We start from the raw sequence: 22742 nt of genomic DNA, 5'->3' as shown, positions 1-22742 counted from the left end.
CAGTATTAAAACATGACGACGATCACTATTTAGCGTAATAGTTGTTATAATAAGCGCCGTAAACATCTCATTTTTTCAAACATTTTATCCTGATCATTGCTTTCTATTCCATATGAATACAACTGTATACCCTGGAACTCCTTATCCTTTGGGCGCTACCTGGGATGGTGAAGGAGTAAACTTCGCTTTATATGCTGAGAATGCAGAAGGAGTAGACCTCTGCCTTTTCAATACAACAGAAGATCCCGTTGAAAACGTTAAAATAAGAATGAGAGAAAGATCTCATCATGTATGGCACGTATACGTTCCTGAAATTAAACCCGGGCAACTTTATGGCTATAGGGTCTACGGCCCCTACGAACCGGAAAACGGACATCGCTTTAATCCGAATAAACTGCTGATTGATCCTTACGCGAAAGCTATTGCAGGAACAATTCAATGGCATAAATCGCTCTATGGTTACGAACTTGGCCATCCCGATGCCGATTTAAGCTTTAGCGACGAAGACAGTGCGCCATATATACCTAAATCAGCTGTGATTGATCCTAACTTCGACTGGGAAGATGACAAGGCACCCAACATTCCGTACCATAAATCGATTATTTATGAAACCCATGTAAAGGGATTCACGCAATTACACCCGGATATCCCCGAAGAGATCCGCGGTACTTATGCCGCGCTTGCACATCCGGTAACCATCAAATATCTGCTGGACCTCGGGGTCACCGCCGTAGAACTTATGCCCGTCCATCATTTCGTAAGAGACTCCTATCTTGCAGAAAAAGACCTTACGAACTACTGGGGATATAACACTATCGGTTTCTTTGCGCCCGATGTACGCTACTCCAGCAGCGGAGTTTTAGGCGACCAGGTAAAGGAGTTCAAAGCGATGGTAAAAGAACTTCATAAAGCCGGAATAGAAGTTATTCTCGACGTTGTGTATAATCATACTGCCGAAGGCAATCAACTGGGACCAACGCTGTCGTTCAAAGGAATTGACAATGCTTCATATTACAGGTTAACAGAAGACAACAAACGGTACTACATGGACTATACTGGTACCGGAAACACGCTAAACGCCCAGATGCCCGATGTTTTGAGACTCATCATGGATAGTTTGCGATATTGGATACTCGACATGCATGTCGACGGATTTCGTTTCGACCTTGCTTCTACCCTGGCGCGCGAACTTCATGAGGTCGACAGGCTGGGATCTTTTTTCGACATCATCCATCAGGATCCCACAATCTCCCAGGTAAAATTGATCGCAGAACCATGGGATATCGGTGAAGGAGGCTATCAGGTAGGAAAATTCCCACCGGGATGGGCAGAATGGAACGGAAAATACAGAGATTGCCTTCGCGACTACTGGCGTGGTGCTGACAGCATGCTTGCAGAATTTGCTGAACGGTTCACAGGTAGTTCCGACCTCTATAAAGACGACTACAGAAGTCCCACTGCCAGCATTAACTTTATTACAGCCCATGATGGCTTTACCCTGCACGACCTAGTCTCATATAACGAAAAACACAACGAAGCAAACGGTGAAGATAACAATGACGGTGAAAGTCACAACCGGTCCTGGAACTGCGGTGCCGAAGGACCTACAGACGACCCGTTGATAATTGAACTCAGGAACCGCCAGAAACGGAACTTCCTTACATCGCTCTTTCTTTCTCAAGGTGTACCTATGCTCGTTGCCGGCGATGAAATAAGTCGCACACAGAACGGCAATAACAACGCATACTGTCAGGACAACGAAACATCATGGCTAAACTGGCCCGAAGCAGATAAAGAGCTGCTTGATTTTACCAGAAAACTCATTCATCTCCGGAAGAAACATCCTGCGTTCCGGCGCCGGCGCTGGTTCACCGGGCAAAGGATCAAGGGAATAGGCCTGGAAGATATAGCCTGGTTTTTACCAAACGGTACTGAAATGCCCGACGAAAACTGGAATCACGATTTTGCTAAATCGCTTGGCGTATTCCTCAATGGAAAAGGGATCAAAGCAGTCGGTCCAAAGGGAGAACAGATATACGACGACAGCTTCTATGTGATCTTCAATGCGCATTACGAACCGCTCAGCTTTGTGCTTCCTCCCGAGAAATATGGAAATCTCTGGATAAAGGTACTTGACACAAGCGAAAACTCCATAAAGGAAGAGGGAGATAAATTCAAGCCACTTGATTCAATAAAAGTTGAAAGCAGGTCGGTAGTGCTTCTTAAGCAACCTTTGAAAAAGTAAAATGGACAACAGCATTTTGAACAAATACCGGCCGGGGCTTAGATTTAATGACGGCGGAGAGGCAGAGATTGTATTATGGGCACCGGATGTTCAGAAGGCAGAAGTTATTTTACCTTCTGCCGGCGACACCATACCCCTTACAAAACAGGAACTGGGGTACTGGACTACCACTACAAGTTTAATTAAGCCCGGTGATTATTATAAATTCAAACTAAACGACGAGAAAGCACTGTCAGATCCTGCATCTCTTTCCCTTCCCGAGGGTGTACATGGCCCTTCGATGGCAATAAATCTGAACGATTTCATCTGGTCTGACGGCAATTGGATAAACCACACTCTCGAAGACTATTTGCTTTACGAAATTCACACTGGCACTTTTACACCGGAGGGAACTTTTGCTGCCATTGAAGAAAAGCTCGATTACCTGAAGGAACTTGGAATAACTGCAATAGAAATCATGCCGGTCGCCCAGTTTCCCGGCGATCGGAATTGGGGGTACGATGGAGTCGCTCCCTTTGCTGTACAGCATTCCTATGGCGGAGCCGAAGGCTTGCAGCACCTCGTCAATGCGTGTCACAGGAAGAATATCGCTGTAGTTTTGGATGTAGTCTATAATCACCTTGGTCCCGAAGGGAATTATCTTCCCGAATTCGGGCCCTACTTCACTTCCAGATATACTACTCCCTGGGGTGTTGCAGTTAATTTTGACGATGAATATTCGTACGCTGTGCGCCAGTATTTTGTAGAGAACGCCCTAATGTGGTTTAGGGACTTCCATATCGACGCATTAAGAATGGATGCAGTTCACGCCATTAAGGATTTCAGCCCGGTTCACATCCTCCGTGAGATCCGGCAGGAGGTTGATAAACTAATGTCAGAAACCGGCAAGAAACACTATCTCATTGTTGAACTCGACCTGAATGATACACGTTTCATTAACCCGGTGGAACAGGGTGGTTATGGAATGGACGCACAATGGATCGACGAGTTCCATCATGCCCTTCGTGTTACAGCCGGAGAAGAAAAAACCGGCTATTACTCAGACTTTAACGGAATTGCACATTTAGCTAAAGGCTATCAGGATGCTTATGTTTATGACGGTCAGTTCTCCAGACACCGAAAGAAGTTCTTTGGTATAAAAGCAGAAAATAACCCAGGCAGCCAGTTTATTGTATTTTCACAAAACCACGACCAGGTTGGTAACCGCATGTATGGCGAACGGATTAATTCACTGCTCAGCTTTGAAATGAAAAAGCTCGTAGCTGGCGCAGTTCTGCTAAGCCCTTACCTACCTATGCTCTTTATGGGAGAAGAATGGGTAGAACCTCACCCGTTCCTCTACTTTGTGAGCCACACTGACCCGCAGCTGGCGGAAAGCGTGAGAGAAGGAAGGAAAGAAGAATTCGCAGCATTTCATGGCCGGGGCGAAGCTCCCGATCCGATATCTGAAGAAACTTTCCAGGAATCGAAACTTCAGTGGCATCTGATCGAAGAGGAACCTCATAAAACGGTGTTGAACTTTTATAAAAAGTTAATCAGCCTTCGTAAAACGCACCCTGTACTTAAAAATTCGGGACGGAAAGAAATGAGAGTCTCTTGCGACGAGACGACAGAAACGCTGGTATTACACCGCTGGTTTGAAAACCATATGATAGTCTGTCTGATGAACTTCTCTGAAAAAGAACAGCAGATTATGATACCTGAGACAAAGGAAAGCTGGAAGAAGATAATCCATTCCAGCGATACCGAATGGAAGGGTAAAACTGACTTTCCCGAAGAATTCAGCCCTGGAGAAACTATCACACTGCGGCCTGAGTCGGTGCTGGTGCTCGAATAAAAGCTTTTGTGCCGAATTTTAAATATTCAACACAATTGCTACATTTGACTGCTCGTTTAGCACATGCCGATGTAGCTCAGTTGGTAGAGCAACGCACTCGTAACGCGTAGGTCGCAGGTTCGATCCCCGTCATCGGCTCTCTTAGTCCAGTCCTTCCAGAATATCCCTGACCTTGTCAAGGAATTTGTTTATTAATTCAGCCATCTTTTCAATTATTAGTTATACTGTACTGCAATTATAAAAGATAACGCTCCCTGAAAAAATGATGCGCAGCAGTTTATACCCTGATTATAAACATCATGAATATGAGACATGCTGCTACACTGCGATCCAGACCCGTTTAAGAAGTGCTCAACTCATAACTCAGTCCTGAGAGGGAGATGAATAGCACTTTATTCGCATATTATTCGCTGGCGAGCGAACAAGGTGCGAACAAAGTGCGTTAAAAGTGCGGTCGAGGTGCGCGCTATTTCAGACGCATGTCTTATCCAGGAATAGCTTGTCCTATACTGGAATAAGTTTACAATAAGAAATGTTGTTACTACTCTGTGTTTACAGCAAAAGTTATTATTACTGTGTTGGGTTTACAATGTTAAGTTTTCTTTCTGTTATTTGTTTACATAACTTTAATTTAAGGTGATTTGATTTGTTTTTTCTTGATTATGGGTATGTTCTGGAGTCTGGTAGCTGCAACTTGCATGTAACCTCAGGTTGTTATAATTAAAGATGGCCTTATCCACTGCTGCGTTTGCCTGGCTATGAGATTTGAAGGTTTTATAAAGATCAAATTCTGTTTTAAGTATTCCGTTAATACGCTCTGCGATGGCATTGTCATAGGGGCTGCCGGTTTGTGTCATACTGATCTGGATATCCCTTTGCCTGAGTTTGGACACATAATCATCACAACAATACTGCGTGCCCCTGTCCGAGTGATGTATTAATGTGTTTTCAGGATATATCCTTGCAGCTAGTGCCTGATCGAGTGCTTTTATACATCCTTCAGCTTTGAGGTTTACTGACAGAAAGTACCCTGTTATTTTTCTTGAGTACGCATCTGTTACTAAAGACAGGTAGTTGAATCCGGACATGGTGGTAATGTAAGTAATGTCACTCACCCATATTTCTTCAGCGTGCTGTGGATGCCTTCGTTGCACCAGATCAGGATGAATTCTATACCTGTGATAGGAATTGGTAGTACACACATGCCTTTTGCTGGATTTGACAAGCATCCCATTCTCTCTAACCAGGTCAAATACAGCATCTCTGCCCATTGCTATCCCTAAGTCCTGCAAAAAACCATTATTGAGCTCTTTGTAAAGTTTGATACAGCCGGTTTTAGGCAGTTCCTTTCTAATCTCTTTAATTTTCTGCAATACAATATGCTCCTGAAAAATCTGAAGTTCTGATCTTTTTAAATAGTTATACCAGGCCTGCCTGGTATAACCAAATGCCGCGCAAAGATTGGCTAAGCTATAATGTTTGCGTGTTCCCCGCAGTTCGGCCATCACCTGGTAACAGCTTTTTTTTTAAGATCTGTCCGGTATTCTTCGTTGGCCATAGCAATGACTTTTTCAAGGGCTGCGATCTTCATCTCTGTAAGGGATAGCTTCTTTTCAAGCGCAGCCAGTTCCTTTGAAGTAAACGAAGCTTCCTGTGCTTCTACCGGTTGGTCTTGCATAAGCTCTTTCTGGTTATCGTTATACCAATTTACAAAACGATAAACACTTCTTTCTGGTAATCCGTATTTTTTTTCAACCTGTGCCTGGCTATAGTCGCCATCTAAATATTCTAACGCCACCTGAATCCTGAAACTATCAGAATGATTCGATTCTTTTCCCAATTTTCCCTTCCGGGGTAATTCATTTTTAATACTCATTTTCTTGTTCTTTGAAAACTTTCTTATGTAAACTTTTTTTAGGAATGGACAGCTACGCAGTTAGTCTTGTGCGAGATCTACTTTAAACATCCGGTTTGCCGGAATATCCTTAGCTTTTATTTCCTGTTACCAAAAACAAGGCCTTTGAGATTCGGTTGTAAATGCTGGAATATGTTTATTTGCATTTTTAGAACCTGAATATTTTAACACTATGTCGGCAAGCCCTGTTTCTACATACCGTTTACAATTTCATAAAGAATTTACTTTTATTGATTTCGAACGCATTGTACCGTATTTACAGAAGTTAGGAATACGCACTGTGTATGCATCTCCGGTGTTCAAGTCAACTTCAGGAAGCTCGCACGGCTACGATACACTCGACCCTCACATAATAAACCCAGAAATAGGAACCGAAGAGCAGCTAAAAGATTTGAGTAAGCGACTGAAAGCGCAGGGCATGGGATGGCTTCAGGATATCGTACCCAATCATATGGCCTTCTCGCCTCACAATACCTGGTTAATGGATGTTCTTGAAAAAGGTCCGCAGTCTTTATATGCCTCTTTTTTTGATACCGCCCTTAGCAGCGAATTATACAGCGGCCGGATAATGGTTCCTTTCCTGGGCTCGTCCCTTGAAGATGTCATCGATAAAAAGGAACTGAAAGTGGAATATAAAGATGGAAGATTTGTTTTTAATTACTATGACTCCATATATCCCCTGACCCCCCGTTCTTATCCGACCATATTAAGCGGAGGGGAAGATGAACCATTGGAAGGCTTGCAACAGCTTCTTTCTCAGATGCATTCGATCCATCAGATAGAAGATACCCGGCAATACGCTGACGGTTGGAACGAATTTCTTCTTCAGCTATCTGCTTTAATGAAAAACGACACTATTGGGAGTTATATAACAGATCGTCTGAATAAAATAAACGACAGCAGCGAAACGGTAATGAAGCTGGCGGAAGAACAGATATACCGCCTCTGCAATTGGCAGGAAACAGATACACATATAACCTTCAGGCGCTTTTTTACAGTAAATGGCCTGATATGCCTTAACATACAACATCCGGAAGTTTTCAATACTTATCATCAGTATATCAAATCGTTAGTAGATAAGGGAATCTTTACGGGTCTCAGGGTGGACCATATTGACGGCCTCTTTGACCCCGCTACTTACCTGAAGCAGTTACGGGAACTGGTAGGAGATCAAACTTACGTTACGGTCGAAAAAATACTGGAACCTGGGGAAGAGATCCCGCAGGACTGGCCTATCCAGGGGAATACAGGATACGACTTTCTGGCTTTAGTAAATAATCTTTTCACTTCTAAAAAGAGTGAAAAGCAGTTTACCGGCTTTTACAGCGATTTGATCGGTGAAGGCAGCGAAGTGCAGGAACAGATTTATGCGAAAAAGGCGTATATACTTTACCAGCACATGGGTGGGGAACTTGACAATCTCTACAATCTTTTGTTAAGCTCCGATCTTTTCAAAAGAACATCCGCCCGTCATATTCATGATGGTGACCTGAAAAGGACCATAGGCGAATTCATTATTCAATGTCCGGTCTATCGCTACTATGGAAATTCATTCCCATTAAATAGAAAAGAGGAAGAAGCTATCCGGAAAGTATTCAGTCGTATCAGCTCCGAAAAGCCGGCGCTGACGGCGGCCGTTAAGCTACTTGAAGAAAGCCTTCTTGACAGGCCAAAAGAAGGAGACACTGAATACAACTCCAGGGCCTTAAACTTCTATCAGCGTTGTATGCAGTTTAGCGGTCCTCTAATGGCAAAGGGAGTTGAAGATACCCTGATGTATACGTACAACCGCTTTATTGTTCATAATGAAGTAGGCGATTCACCGGAAGCATTTGGTATGACGCAGGATGAGTTTCACACCAAAATGATACAAAGGCAACAGAACTGGCCTCTCTCCATGAATGCAACATCCACTCACGATACCAAAAGAGGAGAAGATGTAAGGGCACGGTTAAATGTGTTAAGTAACATCCCCGACGAATGGCTTAAGAACGTTGAAGAATGGCTTGACCTTAACAAAAGCGTTAAACCATCGGGCTCGCCTGACTTAAATGATGAATATCTGATCTATCAAACCCTGCTCGGCACTTTCCCTATGCCGGGCCAGGATGAAGACAATTTCAAAGAGCGAATCCAGGAGTATATACAGAAAGCACTGAGGGAGGCGAAACAAAACTCTGACTGGGCCGAACCCAACACCAGTTATGAAGAAGCAGCCAAACGCTTTGCTGCGAATCTGCTCGACACAAAGGGCAAATTCAGAAAAAGCTTCGATACTTTTCATCAGAAGGTGGCTGACTATGGAATCATCAACTCGCTGGCCCAGGTGTTATTAAAGTTCACCTGTCCCGGCGTCCCCGATGTGTACCAGGGCTGTGAGCTCTGGGACCTGAGTATGGTAGATCCGGACAATAGACGCCCTGTGGATTACAACCTGCGTACTCAAATTTTAAATGAGCTTGAAAGTTACCGGGAGGATTCGGGCAACTTACCCTCTTACCTCTGGGAAAAACGTTACGAGGGACATATCAAACTGTGGATCACCGGGATACTCCTAAAGGAACGTGCGGCGAGTTCTGCTTTGTTTGAAAAGGGAGACTACCTTCCGCTAAAGGTAAAGGGTGCCTATAAAGATAATGTCCTTGCTTTCGCGCGACGGTATCAGCAAAACTGGTATATTATTGTTATACCTCTCCATATTGCCGCATTGTGCGGGGAACAGGATTGCGAAATACAGTCGCTTAACTGGAAAAACACGAGAATACTTCTGCCTGAAACGGCGACGGGAGAATGGGAACACCTCCTGAACGCAGATGTGAAAGGAAAAGCCGAACAGGAAATCCGGGTTGAAGAAATATTTGATACCCTCCCCTTAGCTCTTCTTAAGCTGGAGAGAAAGGTAAAAGAGCGCGGTGCGGGTATTCTGATGCACATAACTTCGCTTCCTTCGCCTTTCGGCTCGGGCGACTTTGGACCGGAAGCGATAAAGTTTGCAGACTTCCTGGCGCGAAGCGGACAAAAATACTGGCAGATCCTGCCCTTAAGTCCTACAGAACAGGGAAGTGGCAACTCTCCTTATAGCTCCTACTCAAGCATGGCCGGAAATCCTCTCCTTATAAGTCCCGAACTGCTCGCAGAGGCGGGACTCCTTTCACCTAAAAAACTACAGGATTACTATTTACCCCTGAAGTCAAAAGCCGACTTTAAAGGAGCAGAGCAACTAAAAGATGTTCTGTTTGAGAAGGCGTACCGAAAATTCCAAAAAGGTGACTTCAGTAAGCTAAAGAGAGATTTTGCAGCGTTTTGCAAAAAGGAAGCTCTATGGCTTGACGATTTTTCGCTTTATATTGTTCTTAAACAGCAACATAAGGGACAGGCATGGTATCAATGGCCGGAGGAATATAAACTGAGGAACAGGATGGCCCTGGATCGTTTCAGGAACAACAATAGTGATGCACTTAATAAGGCCCGATGGCTTCAGTTTATATTTGCCACCCAATGGAACGATTTAAAGGCTTACTGCAATAACCTCGGCATCGCTCTTTTTGGCGACATGCCTTTTTACGTAAGTTACGACTCCGCAGATGTGTGGTCTAACCGCGAAATCTTTTGTCTTGACAATGATGGCAATATGACCGGAGTTGCAGGGGTTCCCCCTGACTATTTCAATGAAAACGGACAATTGTGGGGCATGCCTGTTTTTCGATGGGATATCCTAAAAAAGCAGGGATACAACTGGTGGCTGCAGCGCATCAGGAAGAATATCGAACTTTTCGATTTACTGCGGTTTGACCACTTCAGAGCATTCTCTGCCTATTGGGAGGTTCCAGCATCTGAGGATACTGCAAAAAATGGCATCTGGAAGCCAGGTCCGGGAAAAGACTTTTTCAGGACCATTCAAAAAAAACTCGGGAAGCTTCCTTTCGTTGCCGAAGATCTTGGTGATATTGACGCCCCTGTTTATGAACTCAGAGATACCTTTGGTTTTCCGGGAATGAAAGTGCTTCAGTTTGCTTTCGGCGATGATATGCCCCAAGCAATTGCTATACCTCATCAGTATACACAGAATTTCTTTGCATATACCGGTACCCATGATAATAACACCACCAGAGGATGGTTTGAAAAGGATGCGGATAAAACGATCCGCGAAAACCTGAATGACTACACCGGCGTCGACGTAAAAGCGAAAAATGTACATGAGGTAATGGCCAGGCTTGCTTACGCTTCGGTAGCGAAAACGGTCATCATCCCATTACAGGACGTGCTGGGGCTTGACGCAAAAGCAAGGATGAACAGCCCTGCAACAACGGAAAACAATTGGCAATGGCGCTTAAAGCCAGGAGAACTTACTGGCAAGGAAGAAGAACAGTTAAGAAAATGGGTAAAAATATACAATAGGGATTAGCTTATCCCTTTACTGCCTGCCGTGCAAGCAGCAGCCACTTTCCATGCTGCTTCTGAAAAACCAGCAAAATATTCAGGCTAACGGTACCCGGGCTTCCGCCGTCATTTGTTTTTGCCGACAAGTGGTGGCGGACGACCGCTGTTTTACCTGACACCTGTATCGTCTGGTTAGTAAAATCTATCGATACAAAGTCTGACTTACCGCTTGCAATACTTTCAACAAAAGCGGCTTTATCTTCTACTTTTCCCCCCGAATGTCCGTAGCTGAGCTTCTCTGCTGCTACTGCCTCAAGCTGCGACCGGTCGCCATCAATCATTGCCTTTTTTAAGGTCTCGACTGCGGAGGCTACCTGTTTCTCGCTCTTGGTCTGTGCATTCACAACTGTAGTAGTTAGCAGGCAGACCATTAGCAGACTGAAGATCTTATTCGTATTAACTTTCATTTTGTTGATATTCTTCGGTTATTCTTCAAATATACTTAAGCTTTCTAACATTCGGGTATTTCGAATAAAAGACATACATCTGCGCATTTATATTGTATCAGCAAAGCCGCTCCCATAAAAGGAGTGGCTTTTTTCTTACTTTTGCATTTTATAAAAATTTGGCCGGCATCTATTTTCATATCCCCTTCTGTAAAAAGGCATGTTATTACTGCGATTTTCATTTCAGTACTTCTCTGAAGTATAAAGATGAGCTGCTGGCAAGTATGCACAGGGAACTGGAACTGCAGAAAGGCTACCTCCAGGGGCATGTTATAGAAACCATCTATTTTGGCGGAGGTACTCCATCTGTCCTCAATGCTTCAGAAATACAAAAGTTAATCGACCATGTTGCTGATACCCGCACCGTTTTACCGAATGCTGAAATTACAATGGAGGCTAACCCCGATGACCTCAGTGCTGCGCATGTAGGTGCCCTGAGAAACACATCAGTGAACCGCTTCAGCATAGGTATCCAATCCTTTTACGAAGAGGATCTTCAATGGATGAACAGGGCGCACTCAGCTGCCGAAGCAGACAGTTCGGTAAAACGGGTACAGGACGCCGGGTTTGAAAACATTACCCTCGACCTCATTTATGGTTTCCCCTTACTGACTGACGAAAAATGGCAGGCGAATATCCGTAAGGTTATTGAATTGGAAGTGCCTCACATATCAGCGTATTCCATGACGGTGGAAGACCGTACAGCGCTTGCGCATTTCATAAAAAAAGGAAAACAACCAACAATGAACGAATCTCAGAGCGCACAACAATTCGTGCTGCTCATGGATACGTTAAAAGAGGCCGGTTACGAGCATTATGAAATATCTAACTTTGCCCGGCCTGGTAAGTATTCGCGCCACAATACAAATTATTGGAAAGGCATACCTTACCTCGGGATCGGACCGTCGGCGCACTCCTTCAACGGTATTAGCCGGCAGTGGAATATTGCCAATAACCCTAAGTATATAGAAAGTCTCTCACAGGACACCTTGCCTGCGGAAATTGAAATATTAAGTCTGGCCGACAGGATAAATGAATATATAATGACCTCACTCCGCACCATGTGGGGAATGGACTTAAATAAAGTAGAGCAGGATTTCGGATATGATTACCGCAACCAGACAGAAATAAACCTTCAAGAATTTATCGGCAAGAGGTGGATTGAGATCAGCAACAACACAGCTATCTTAACAAACGAAGGGAGGCTGTTTGCAGATCATATCGCTTCCTCACTGTTTTTTGAACAGGAATAACCCCCATTAAACGCCGGTACTACCCTGATACACTTCCACAAAAAGTATTAGCTTTGTTATAGACTTTTACTCTTAACCCTGGCAGAATGCACTATGCGATAACATTTGGCGAAATCCTTTGGGATAACTTTAAAGAAGGCAGAAAAGCAGGAGGCGCCCCGATGAACGTTGCCCTCCATCTGCACAAGCAGGGTATACAAAGCCGTCTGATCAGCAGCCTTGGCTGTGATGATGACGGAAAAGAACTCCTTTCCTTCCTCCAGACACAAGGTATGTCCACTGATTTAGTTCAGGAACATCCTTCCCTCCCAACCGGGCTGGTAGAAGTAGAACTCGACTCAAAGCAACAAGCAAGCTACATTATCAAAGAGCCGGTAGCCTGGGATGAAATAAAATATACCAAAGAACTTGAGCAGGCTGTCAAAGACTCAGATCTGCTGGTATTTGGAAGTCTTGCAAGCCGGAACGAATCTAGCCGGAATACGCTTCTGAAACTTATTCCTTTGGCTAAATTCCGGGTGTTCGATATGAACCTCAGGCCTCCTCATTTCAACAAGGAAACCATTACTCAGTTAATGCAGCATTGCAATCTGTTAAAAATTAACGAAGACGAACTCGCATATCTTGAAGGGATGTGCAACCTGCCCCAAGCACCCCGACGGGATAATTTATTACTGTTAAGCAGTATGTTAAATATTCCTTTGATATGTGTCACCCTCGGTGATAAAGGAGCCCTTGTGGTAAGCGACAACCGTTTATATGAACATCAGGGCTTCATGGTCGAAGTAGCTGATACGGTAGGCGCCGGAGACGCTTTTCTGGCTGCCTTCATCAGCAGCCTCCTGCAGGATCTGCCTATAGAGACCGTGCTCGAAAGGGCGTGCGCAGCCGGGGCCATTGTTGCGTCAAAAGCCGGAGCCAACCCCGACTACTCGCCTGAAGAGATTGTAAATAACAGTTTAAAGGCTAATAAATCTGATTAATCAGAAATAAGGCATTATCCATAATTCTGCAAGCCGGCTTTTGTAACATAGCACATTGAATACCACCCTGGGAGCGCATTTTTACAAAACAAAAACATGTTCCACCATTCAAACTATTAACTTAGATTTTCCGTTATCATTAACTGGAAAGATAAGGACAATATGCGGGGCTACTCTTTTTCTAAATACATTGCCAATGAGCTTCCTAAAGGGGGATTTGATGAGTTATTAAAGCTGTTCATGGAACTGCTTAACTATACATCGGGAGATGCAAACGAAGCGCTTTCATGGATGAATGAACTCGACAAGCAGTATAATATCACGAATGACACCTATGGTATGGGCGACTTTATTGACGACCTTAAAAAGAAGGGGTATATAGACAATGACGCCCAGAATCCAGGCAACTTTATAATTACTGCTAAATCGGAGCAAAGTATTCGCAAATCAGCGTTGGAAGAGATATTCGGGAAACTGAAAAAGTCGGGCAAGGGAAGTCATACTACCAGTCTATCGGGTTTAGGTGAAGAGAAAAACGCCGACAGGCGGGAATTTGAATTTGGAGATAGTTCAGATCAGATAGACATGACCGCCTCTATCCACAATGCCCAGATAAACCATGGGATATCCGACTTTACGATGACTGAACGGGATCTTGAAGTTGAAGAAAAGGATTATAAAACGCTTACTTCAACAGTTCTTATGATCGATATATCTCATTCCATGATATTATACGGGGAGGACCGGATCACTCCTGCAAAAAAGGTAGCAATGGCTCTTGCAGAGTTGATCAAAACGAAATACCCAAAGGACACCCTTGATATCGTAGTATTTGGCAATGACGCCTGGTCTATAACATTGAAAGACTTACCTTATCTCCAGGTTGGGCCTTATCATACCAACACCTATGCAGGTCTCGAACTGGCAACAGACATCTTAAGAAGAAGAAAGACCACCAACAAGCAGATCTTCATGATTACCGACGGCAAACCTACCTGCTTGAAGGAGGGCGCCAGATATTACAAGAACAGTATTGGTCTTGACCGCAAAGTGGTAAACAAGACGCTTAATATGGCCGCCCAATGTAAAAGGCTCAGGATTCCGATCACTACCTTTATGATTGCGCGCGATCCTTATCTTCAGCAATTCGTCCGGAAGTTTACCGAAATAAACGGCGGAAAGGCTTTTTATAGTTCGCTTAAGGGCTTAGGTGAATACATTTTTGAGGATTACATCAGGAACAGGAGAAGGACGGTGAGATAAACGCGGTTTGGCATAGCTTACCGACACTCGGATTCCGGAATATATACAGACAGCTGCAGGTAATTTAGGGCTGATAGTCAGCGTATGACAGCTATAACAAAAAAAGATGAGTAAATTATTAGAAATAAAGACATTTGGGGAGCTCAAGAGTTCGGGTTATAAACCGCGGAGCATAAAGCAAGAGCTGCGCGAGAATCTGATAAAACAGCTAAAGAATAAAGAAGCAGAATTTGAGGGAATCATAGGATACGAAGACACCGTTATTCCGGATCTGCATACGGCGATTCTATCAAAACATAATATCCTTTTATTAGGGCTGCGCGGGCAAGCTAAAACACGTATCGCGCGCCTGATGGTGAACCTTCTTGACGAATACATCCCCTATGTTGATGGTTCAGAACTATTTGACGATCCGTTTAATGCCATTTCGTGGTTTGCACGTAAGCGGCTGGAAGAACAGGGAGACCAAACGCCCATTGCATGGATGCACCGCTCAGAGCGTTATACCGAAAAACTCGCTACTCCTGACGTAACAGTAGCCGACTTGATAGGCGACGTCGATCCGATTAAAGCTGCTACGATGAAAATGGCTTATTCAGACGAGCGGGTAATTCATTTCGGACTGATTCCCCGTGCACACCGCGGCATCTTTGTGATCAATGAGCTGCCCGATCTTCAGGCTCGCATCCAGGTAGCCCTCTTTAATATTCTCCAGGAAAAAGACATTCAGATCAGGGGGTTCAAACTTCGCCTTCCGCTGGATGTTCAGTTTGTATTTACGGCCAATCCGGAAGACTATACCAACCGTGGTTCGATTGTTACACCTTTAAAAGACAGGATAGAAAGCCAGATCCTTACCCACTATCCCCGGAGCATCGAAATATCAAGAAAGATCACGCAGCAGGAAGCTTCTTTAACTCCTGATCAGAGAGAAAAAATCGAAGCTGATGGCCTGGTAAAGGACCTTGTGGAGCAAATAGCCTTTGAGGCCCGAAATTCTGAGTACATTGATAAAAAGTCGGGCGTGTCTGCCCGCCTCACCATTACAGCATACGAAAACCTTATCAGCAACGCTGAAAGAAGAATGCTGCTTAACGGCGAAGGACGCACCTTTGTAAGGATCGCTGACTTTGTTGGTGTAATCCCCGCCATAACCGGCAAAATTGAGCTGGTATACGAAGGTGAACAGGAAGGCTCTGCAAGTGTTGCTAATATTCTGCTCGGGAAGGCGATCAAAACTTTAATGTTACAGTATTTTCCGGACCCTGAGAAACTTAAGAGGGCTAAGGGTAAAAATCCGTATGCCGATATCATTGATTGGTTTGGCGTGGGTAATGCTTTAAACATCCAGGACAATCAATCATTAGGAGAGTATAAAGAAGCTCTCCTTTCAGTTCCTGGATTAAAAGGTGTAATAAAACAGTTCCATCCTCATCTAAGTGAAAGTCAGAAGTTACTTCTCATGGAGTTTTTGCTGCATGGACTTTCAGAGTTTTCTCAGATTAGTAAATCTCATCTGGATAATGGTTATGCATTTAAAGACATGTTCGATAGTCTGTTTAACGCAAAATTTGATGAAGACGACGAAAATTACGAAGAATAATATCACCTTTATATCCTTCCTGTAAGGAGCGTTTATTTTTTAGTTTATATGTCAGATCGTATTATTCCCTTGCTTATCATCAGCTGTCTGCTTTTACTGATAGACTGGTATATCTTCAAGGCGCTTACACCCATCATAGAAAAACGGTGGAGCAAGAGTTCCCCTCCGTTTAAATTCATATGGTGGGGGTATTCCATTCTCCTTATAGCCGGAGTTTTTGCCAGCATATTCCTCAACCTGATACTTGCTGTCAGGGCAGTCATACTGGTAGCTTTTTTTATCACCTTTGTGACTAAAGTTTTTTTCCTTCCTTTTCTGTTCATTGATGATATCCGGCGTGGGGTAGTATGGGCCAGAAGAAAAAGAGGTGGTCCCAAGCATACCGGGGGAGTCCCGGCACAGGATAATCCTGAAAAAATAAGCCGCTCGGAGTTTTTAGTTAAGGCTGGTATCGCCGTTGCTGCTATTCCTTTTGCCTCCCTGAGCTGGGGGATTATAGAAGGAGGATATGATTACAGGGTTAAAAGGCGTACTTTATACTTCCCTAATCTGCCGAAAGCATTTGATGGTATAACACTGGGACAGATCTCAGATATTCATTCAGGCAGTTTCTATAGAAGAAAAGCAGTGCTTGGTGGGGTCGAAATGTTAATGGCCGAAAAGCCCGACTTCATCTTTTTTACCGGCGATTTGGTTAACAATGTGGCCAGTGAAATGAAAGATTACCAGGATATCTTTAATAAAGTAAAAGCGCCACTTGGCGTTTTCTCGGTATTAGGCAATCACGACTATGGCGACTACTATTTCGGGAGGGAGCCTTCGCCTGCAAAAGCAAAGAATCTTGCTGATATTAAAACAATACACAAAAATATGGGCTACGATCTGCTCTTGAATGAGAACAGACGACTTAAAATAAATGGCGAAGAAATAGCAATTCTCGGAGTAGAAAATTGGGGAGCAGGCCGGTTTGTAAGACATGGAAGGCTTGACCTCTCAATGAAAGGAACGGAGGACGCCCCTCTCAAACTTCTTTTGTCACATGATCCCTCCCACTGGAGGGCACAGGTACTTGGTTATACAGACATTGATGCTACCTTCAGCGGCCATACTCATGGCATGCAGTTTGGCGTAAGGACTAAAGAATATCAATGGAGCCCTGTTCAGTATATTTATAAAGAGTGGGCGGGCTTGTATCAGGAGAAGCAGCAGCAATTATATGTAAATGTAGGATATGGATTCCTGGGATATCCAGGAAGAGTTGGAATATTGCCTGAAATTACGATATTTGAATTAAAACGTGCTTAAGTATTTAATTTATAAGAAATTACATGCCCGACCCCAAGTCTGTATTTATAAATAGGACCATTCGTCAATCTATAGACTTTCTTCTATTCAGCAATATCTTTATCGCCCTTTGTGCAGTGGCACAAGCTCTTGTCACCTATAAGCTCCTCCATATCAAGCCAGATCAGCATGTACTGGGGGTACTGTTTTGCTCTACACTGGCATTGTACAACTTCAGCATGCTGCTCTCAAAACCTGCGAACGCCAAAAAATCACCGTTCAGAAGGGTTCGATGGATTTTCGGGCATTACCGCATGATGGTTACTTTAACTATTATTGCTATTATATCCCTGTTGTCCCTCGGCCTGTTTTTATCGGTACCCTCTCTTATTCTCTTATTCTTCCTGGCAGTGATTGCAGTGGCTTACAATCTGCCTTTATTTACAATGAATGAAAAAAAGTTCGGGCTTCGCAATATCCCGGGTCTTAAGCTATTCCTCATTGCATTAATCTGGTCGCTAAGCTGTGTGCTTTTACCGATAGTAGAAACAGCGGCCATGAACCTGATTACTATCTCCGCCGCCGACACAATACTCCTTGTTGGAAAACGCTTCCTCTTTATAGCAGCGATTACTGTTCCGTTCGATATAAGGGACTTGTTCCAAGATCGTAACTACAACCTGAAAACAATCCCGGTGATATTAGGCGAACGGAAAGCTTATCTTTTTTGCCAGCTTTTACTTCTAGCATACATCACTCTGCTATTCCTCTTTACAAAGGTACCCGACGCTAACTTCTGGGGCTTAACTGTTACTATCTTACTGAGTGGCTTTTTAATATTCAAATCGTCGATTAAGAAGAATGAGTATTACTACTTTCTCTATATCGACGGCATTATGATCCTTCAGTTTATTATGGTTCTTCTTTTTAACTGGCTATTTGCTCTCGTGCTTTAGCACCGGCAGGTATTTCCAACGTAATTATATTACAAATTTATATCCCACACCGCGCACAGTTTTGAGGTAAGTCGGCGCATCCTGATTATCTTCTAATTTCTTTCTCAACCTCACTATGTGCATATCCAGCGTCCTGGTGTTCACGTCCGAATTGTATCCCCATACAACCATCATAAGTTCTTCGCGCTGAACTACCTTATTGACATTCTGGAGAAAGTATAACAGGATGCGGTTCTCCAAAATAGTGAGTTCTATTTTCTTTCCGCCTTTAATCAGCGAATGAGTGTGGGGATGATGCTCGATGTCGCCAAACTTGCTTACTTCCGACTTGTCATTATTGACCACATACTTCACTTTATTCTCCAGCAAGGCCACCAGAACATCCATATTAAACGGCTTTGTAACGTAGTCGGATACACCAAAATTGTATGCATCTATCTTATCTACGTCCTGTGCTTTTGCTGTCATCATGATGATAATCTTTTCAAACCCCTGGGCCCTTACTTCCTGGCAAATATCAGAGCCTTGTTTTCCCGGCAGCATCCAGTCGAGCAAGACTATATCGGGCTGTTCGCTCAATATAAGTTCTGTTGCATCATCTCCATTAGCTGATTCACAAACCACGTATCCTTCATTCCGAAGACGATGCGACACCAAAAACCTTAGGTTTTCGTCGTCTTCAACAACTGCAATCTTTATTTCCTTATTCATATCCTGGTGTATGTTAAATAAAAGTTTTTATAGTATAACAGAAGGGGACGGTTTAGTTTGCATCTATAACGGTAAGATAACACTAAATTCAGATCCTACGCCCTCTTTGCTTTTCAACCGTATTTCTCCGTTCATAAAATTAATAAGTTCTTTACAAAATGCCAGTCCTAATCCCACACTCCCTTGCTGATTATATTGGTTTTGTATCCTGTAAAATTTTTTGAATACGTTCTGAGTCTCCTCTTTTGGTATTCCAATCCCCTGATCGGTAAAACGGAAGATGGCATTTCCTTTTTCAGTGAACACATCAATATCCAGCTTTTTCTTGCCCGGTAAGGAATATTTATACGCGTTATCTATCAGATTCTGGAAAATACTGGCAAGAAGGACGGGGTCGGTATCGAAGAATTCCAGCTTCTGTATCTTGTACCCGATATTAAAATCGGGATATTTCAGCCGATAGCCATTTATTAGCTTCTGAAGAAACTGTTCGAATTCTATTCTTTCTCTTTTTATATTGATCGACTGATTTTCAATCTGCGTAAAAGAAAGCAGTTTATTCATCAGGTCATTAAGCTTATCAGCCTCCTGGTCGAGAATTTTACCGTAATGAAAACGCTCTCCCTCGGAAAGGCTGGATGCGCTTTTAATATTATTTCCGGCAATCTTTATCACGCTTACCGGGGTTTTAAATTCATGAGTAAGGTTATTAATAAAATCGTACTGCAGTTTGAACATCCTGCTGTTTATATTCAGATTGCGGTAAATGAGATACGCAAGGAATATCAGCATTGCATAGATTAAAAGGATAACGAAGGCAACCGGGATAAAACGACGATAAATCTCCTTCTTTAAAAAGCTTCGCGATGAGCTGAAATATAATTTATAGTCTGCAAACGCCCCTGAAAGCGGAAGATCGGTACTTAAGAATTCCGGGTTAGTATCAAGAGAATCGTAAACCAGCGGCTTAATGCTGATTTCCTGGTAAAGCTCCTTATGCGTATTCCTGATTTGCAGGCGTTCGGGATTCAACCAGAATGAAATGATATCCTGTTCAAACACCGGCGACCGTCGCAGCTCTTTAAACATCAGATCTTTAAATATTCGTACGTCTTCCTCACGCGGTATATTCATAAAAGTTATCCGATTATGCGTAACGTTATAGAACGTACTGACATAATCAGCGGAAGACGGTATTATTATCGTATCAGCCGACTCAATGTATGCTGAAAATTTTACTGCCATTTTATTAAACTCGTCCATTCCCTTTACAGAAATATTGGCCGTCCCGGCATTTTTAAAAAGTAAGATAGAATCGGCGGGAATAGCCCTTCGGAACTGGTAAACCGCACGGGGCGCAATGGAGAAATTGTAAACCCGGAAGGCGTTGTTAACTGGATGGTTGCTTATTTCCGTATCGTAAAAGATGAGGCGGCTCACAAAAGCGTATTTTCTGAGCACGGTGTCAGCATATTTTACCGCAGAAGCGGAGTCGAGGTATCCCTGATAGAAAGAAATCTCCGGAACGCGGTTCTGAAAGAAATCATTGTAAGCCTTTAGTGTCTCCTCCAGAACATCTATCTTGCGGGTGTTGAACTCGTTCTCTACATACTTTTCGATCAAACTATGCGCCAGAACCAGTGCAACAATAAGCGACAGGGCGATCAATACCAGAAAACCGGCATTCAACCAGCTGTTTCTCCGGTACTGCGTTTTTCGCGCCTTCATCCTGTTCTACTTCTTTAAATGATCATTAAGGAATAATTCAAGCTCACGATAGAACTCCATCTGGTTTTCCGAATTATTTGAATTACTATCGCCGACAAGGTATTTTATCTGAACTTTCCTGTTTTTTAACTCTTTCACAAACTGGTTTGTTTCGTTTACGTTCACCCTTGGGTCTTTGACGTTCTGCGCGATCAGCAACGGCGCTTTTATCTTATCTGTATGGAAAACAGGCGAAATTGATCTGAAATAATCAATCTCCTCTTCGGGATTGCCTACCATCTCATAATACATCTGAAGCATCGGCTTAAAGTAGGGAGGAACTGCTTTAATGTACGTAAACAAGTTTACAAAACCCGACTCCGATACACCACATTTATATAATGACGACTCAAAGCACAATCCATAAAGAGCGCTGAATCCCCCGAAGCCGCTTCCATAAATAGCTATACGCTTTTCATCTGCAATCCCCTCACCAATCAACCATCGAACCCCCGCAGTGATATCGCTCTGAATAGCGCTGCCCCATTTTTTGAATCCAGCTATCCAGAATTCTTTCCCGTAGCCCTTTGATCCTCTAAAGTTTACTTGCAGAACTGCATAACCGCGGTTTGCAAGAAACTGCACCTCTGAGTTAAACCCCCAGGAGTCCCTCGCTGCAGGCCCCCCATGAGGGATAACAACTACCGGCAATCTTTCGGCTTTATAACCCAGTGGTAATGTGAGATAACCGTTTATCGTTAAGTTGTCGCTGCTTTTGAAAGAAACAGGTTTCATACTGCACATCTGACTGGCAGGTAATGCCGGATTAATATCACTCAGCTTTACAAGTTCGCGTGTTGGCCTCTTATACAAATAGAACGTGCCCGGCGATTTGTCGGTAAATGTTCGCACTATAAAGTTCTCTTCAGCTTTATCCTGCCCCGTAATTCTAACTTCAGTGTTCGGCAGCAGTTTTTCGAGATAGTTGTAAATATTCCTGGTCGAATCATCCAGATAATATCTCTGCCCTTTCCATGTTTCAAAACCTGCATAAAGAAGCTTACGCTGCAAGGAAGAATAGCCTGCTTCGGAAATATCCACCGAATCGTGACTAAAAATTGTTTTTGTTTCCTTTCCCTGGGAGCAGTCTATCTCGACAAGGGCACTCCTGTCGCGGTTAAGGTTAGACAATGCGTAAATGCAACTCGTGTTGCCTGAGCAGAAGCCAACCGGCGTTATCCGCGTTTTGAAATTGCTTGTAATCACAGGGTTGAAAGTCTCACTTTCTGCTGACCTGTACAAAAGCGTTTCATTAACTCCATCACCCGAGAGAGCAAGCCTGAGTTTTCCATTTTCATCAGAAAACCATCGTATGATATTGCCTGGATTTCTTTCGGCAATTTTAAGATCTCCGGTTTTTATATTTAAGCGATATGCATCAAAAACGGTAGAATCGCGTTTGTTCAGCGCTATTAATATCTCATTATTTATAACATTGTTTTGATTTATAAATTTCAGCCTCACATTCTGCTCCGTCAGCAACTGCCTGAAGTCCCTCCCGTTTCTGTTGACAGCGAATAATTCGGGATTTCTCCCTTTACCGCTGTCTTTCATGTATACTATTTCGTTGTTATTAGCCCAGAAATAAAAAGAGATGTTAAAACACGACTCATTACTTACCCTGACAATGCTATCTCCTTTAACGCTCTGCACGAAAACGTTCATCCTGTTCTTGTACGACTGAAGAAATGATATATATTTCCCGTCTGGCGATATTTGAAAAGAGTTTTTATAGGGATTACGGAAAAAGTCTTCCACCGGAATTATTCGTGCATGTTTCTCCCGGCTGCATGAAGCCATTAAGAACAGCACGATCATTAACATATATGTCTTAAACTTTCTTTCCATAAACATTTCCCCAATAAGCCCTCCGTTCAAGAATGCGGATTTTAACACTAAATTACTTCTTTTATTAACTTAGTCACGTAACAAATAAAATACAGCGGATGCTTAGTCTCGTAATTAAGCTCTGTGGTCATCCCAGCATCAAAATATAAATATCGTATATATGCAAAGAAAGCTGTTTCAATCGTTATATT

Annotated in this window: 15 protein-coding genes and 1 tRNA gene; 10 read left to right on the top strand and 6 right to left on the bottom strand. The window is 43.3% G+C overall.

Annotation, left to right across the window (positions count from 1 at the left end):
* Positions 1 to 112 precede the first annotated feature (112 nt).
* The 3 genes from glgX to BDE36_RS04200 all read left to right on the top strand — a co-directional run bounded on the left by glgX (position 113) and on the right by BDE36_RS04200 (position 4220).
* On the top strand, positions 113 to 2245 hold the full coding sequence (glgX, locus tag BDE36_RS04210; RefSeq protein WP_141813853.1) for a glycogen debranching protein GlgX: 2133 nt from the start codon (positions 113 to 115) through the stop codon (positions 2243 to 2245).
* A 1-nt stretch (position 2246) separates the two neighbouring features.
* Positions 2247 to 4082: a malto-oligosyltrehalose trehalohydrolase gene (gene treZ, locus BDE36_RS04205; RefSeq protein WP_141813852.1), complete on the top strand. Its 1836-nt coding sequence runs from the start codon at positions 2247 to 2249 to the stop codon at positions 4080 to 4082.
* A 65-nt stretch (positions 4083 to 4147) separates the two neighbouring features.
* Positions 4148 to 4220, top strand: a tRNA-Thr gene (locus tag BDE36_RS04200).
* A 488-nt stretch (positions 4221 to 4708) separates the two neighbouring features.
* Here the strand turns inward: BDE36_RS04200 and BDE36_RS04195 are convergent.
* Both BDE36_RS04195 and BDE36_RS04190 read right to left on the bottom strand, forming a co-directional pair.
* Complete coding sequence (locus BDE36_RS04195) at positions 4709 to 5587, bottom strand: IS3 family transposase (RefSeq protein ID WP_141813263.1); 879 nt, start codon at positions 5585 to 5587, stop codon at positions 4709 to 4711.
* Positions 5587 to 5958: a helix-turn-helix domain-containing protein gene (locus BDE36_RS04190; RefSeq protein ID WP_141813851.1), complete on the bottom strand. Its 372-nt coding sequence runs from the start codon at positions 5956 to 5958 to the stop codon at positions 5587 to 5589. Before BDE36_RS04190 ends, BDE36_RS04195 begins: the two co-directional genes overlap by 1 nt.
* A gap of 211 nt (positions 5959 to 6169) precedes the next feature.
* Here BDE36_RS04190 and treY point away from each other — a divergent pair, with 211 nt between their 5' ends.
* Complete coding sequence (treY, locus tag BDE36_RS04185) at positions 6170 to 10402, top strand: malto-oligosyltrehalose synthase (RefSeq protein WP_141813850.1); 4233 nt, start codon at positions 6170 to 6172, stop codon at positions 10400 to 10402.
* A 1-nt stretch (position 10403) separates the two neighbouring features.
* On the opposite strand, the gene BDE36_RS04180 is transcribed toward treY, so the two are convergent.
* Entirely contained in the window at positions 10404 to 10844 is a 441-nt protein-coding gene (locus BDE36_RS04180) for a nuclear transport factor 2 family protein (protein WP_170205914.1), read from the bottom strand.
* A gap of 158 nt (positions 10845 to 11002) precedes the next feature.
* On the opposite strand from BDE36_RS04180, the gene hemW reads away from it, so the two are divergent.
* The 6 genes from hemW (at position 11003) to BDE36_RS04150 (ending at position 18225) form a co-directional block, all read left to right on the top strand.
* On the top strand, positions 11003 to 12136 hold the full coding sequence (gene hemW / locus BDE36_RS04175) for a radical SAM family heme chaperone HemW (protein WP_141813849.1): 1134 nt from the start codon (positions 11003 to 11005) through the stop codon (positions 12134 to 12136).
* Positions 12137 to 12222: 86 nt separating this feature from the next.
* Positions 12223 to 13119 carry a carbohydrate kinase family protein gene (locus tag BDE36_RS04170; RefSeq protein WP_141813848.1) on the top strand — a complete coding sequence of 299 codons (897 nt, stop codon included), beginning with the start codon at positions 12223 to 12225 and terminating at the stop codon, positions 13117 to 13119.
* A 162-nt stretch (positions 13120 to 13281) separates the two neighbouring features.
* Positions 13282 to 14382 (top strand): vWA domain-containing protein, encoded by a 1101-nt coding sequence (locus tag BDE36_RS04165; RefSeq protein ID WP_141813847.1) that lies wholly within the window; start codon positions 13282 to 13284, stop codon positions 14380 to 14382.
* 106 nt (positions 14383 to 14488) lie between these two features.
* Positions 14489 to 15985: a sigma 54-interacting transcriptional regulator gene (locus BDE36_RS04160; RefSeq protein WP_141813846.1), complete on the top strand. Its 1497-nt coding sequence runs from the start codon at positions 14489 to 14491 to the stop codon at positions 15983 to 15985.
* Positions 15986 to 16033: 48 nt separating this feature from the next.
* Positions 16034 to 17290, top strand: a complete 1257-nt coding sequence (locus BDE36_RS04155) for a metallophosphoesterase (protein ID WP_141813845.1) — start codon at positions 16034 to 16036, stop codon at positions 17288 to 17290.
* Positions 17291 to 17313: 23 nt separating this feature from the next.
* Positions 17314 to 18225 (top strand): UbiA prenyltransferase family protein, encoded by a 912-nt coding sequence (locus tag BDE36_RS04150; RefSeq protein ID WP_141813844.1) that lies wholly within the window; start codon positions 17314 to 17316, stop codon positions 18223 to 18225.
* 24 nt (positions 18226 to 18249) lie between these two features.
* Here BDE36_RS04150 and BDE36_RS04145 read toward each other — a convergent pair whose 3' ends face one another.
* From BDE36_RS04145 to BDE36_RS04135, 3 genes are all read right to left on the bottom strand, one after another.
* Positions 18250 to 18936 (bottom strand): response regulator transcription factor, encoded by a 687-nt coding sequence (locus BDE36_RS04145; protein ID WP_141813843.1) that lies wholly within the window; start codon positions 18934 to 18936, stop codon positions 18250 to 18252.
* Between the two features lie 63 nt (positions 18937 to 18999).
* Entirely contained in the window at positions 19000 to 20664 is a 1665-nt protein-coding gene (locus tag BDE36_RS04140; protein WP_141813842.1) for a sensor histidine kinase, read from the bottom strand.
* 6 nt (positions 20665 to 20670) lie between these two features.
* Positions 20671 to 22551 carry a S9 family peptidase gene (locus BDE36_RS04135; protein ID WP_235904439.1) on the bottom strand — a complete coding sequence of 627 codons (1881 nt, stop codon included), beginning with the start codon at positions 22549 to 22551 and terminating at the stop codon, positions 20671 to 20673.
* Positions 22552 to 22742: the final 191 nt, after the last annotated feature.

Source organism: Arcticibacter tournemirensis (assembly GCF_006716645.1).
Lineage (GTDB): Bacteria > Bacteroidota > Bacteroidia > Sphingobacteriales > Sphingobacteriaceae > Arcticibacter > Arcticibacter tournemirensis.
The sequence above is the reverse complement of the archived record's forward strand: the minus strand, read 5'-3'. Positions and strand labels throughout refer to the sequence as shown.

Excerpts from the sequence above, each read along its gene's own strand:
- glgX (WP_141813853.1), top strand. The coding sequence starts at position 113 with ATGAATACAACTGTATACCCTGGAACTCCTTATCCTTTGGGCGCTACC.
- treZ (WP_141813852.1), top strand. The coding sequence starts at position 2,247 with ATGGACAACAGCATTTTGAACAAATACCGGCCGGGGCTTAGATTTAAT.
- BDE36_RS04195 (WP_141813263.1), bottom strand. The coding sequence starts at position 5,587 with ATGGCCGAACTGCGGGGAACACGCAAACATTATAGCTTAGCCAATCTT.
- BDE36_RS04190 (WP_141813851.1), bottom strand. The coding sequence starts at position 5,958 with ATGAGTATTAAAAATGAATTACCCCGGAAGGGAAAATTGGGAAAAGAA.
- treY (WP_141813850.1), top strand. The coding sequence starts at position 6,170 with ATGTCGGCAAGCCCTGTTTCTACATACCGTTTACAATTTCATAAAGAA.
- BDE36_RS04180 (WP_170205914.1), bottom strand. The coding sequence starts at position 10,844 with ATGAAAGTTAATACGAATAAGATCTTCAGTCTGCTAATGGTCTGCCTG.
- BDE36_RS04170 (WP_141813848.1), top strand. The coding sequence starts at position 12,223 with ATGCACTATGCGATAACATTTGGCGAAATCCTTTGGGATAACTTTAAA.
- BDE36_RS04165 (WP_141813847.1), top strand. The coding sequence starts at position 13,282 with ATGCGGGGCTACTCTTTTTCTAAATACATTGCCAATGAGCTTCCTAAA.
- BDE36_RS04160 (WP_141813846.1), top strand. The coding sequence starts at position 14,489 with ATGAGTAAATTATTAGAAATAAAGACATTTGGGGAGCTCAAGAGTTCG.
- BDE36_RS04155 (WP_141813845.1), top strand. The coding sequence starts at position 16,034 with ATGTCAGATCGTATTATTCCCTTGCTTATCATCAGCTGTCTGCTTTTA.
- BDE36_RS04150 (WP_141813844.1), top strand. The coding sequence starts at position 17,314 with ATGCCCGACCCCAAGTCTGTATTTATAAATAGGACCATTCGTCAATCT.
- BDE36_RS04145 (WP_141813843.1), bottom strand. The coding sequence starts at position 18,936 with ATGAATAAGGAAATAAAGATTGCAGTTGTTGAAGACGACGAAAACCTA.
- BDE36_RS04140 (WP_141813842.1), bottom strand. The coding sequence starts at position 20,664 with ATGAAGGCGCGAAAAACGCAGTACCGGAGAAACAGCTGGTTGAATGCC.
- BDE36_RS04135 (WP_235904439.1), bottom strand. The coding sequence starts at position 22,551 with ATGGAAAGAAAGTTTAAGACATATATGTTAATGATCGTGCTGTTCTTA.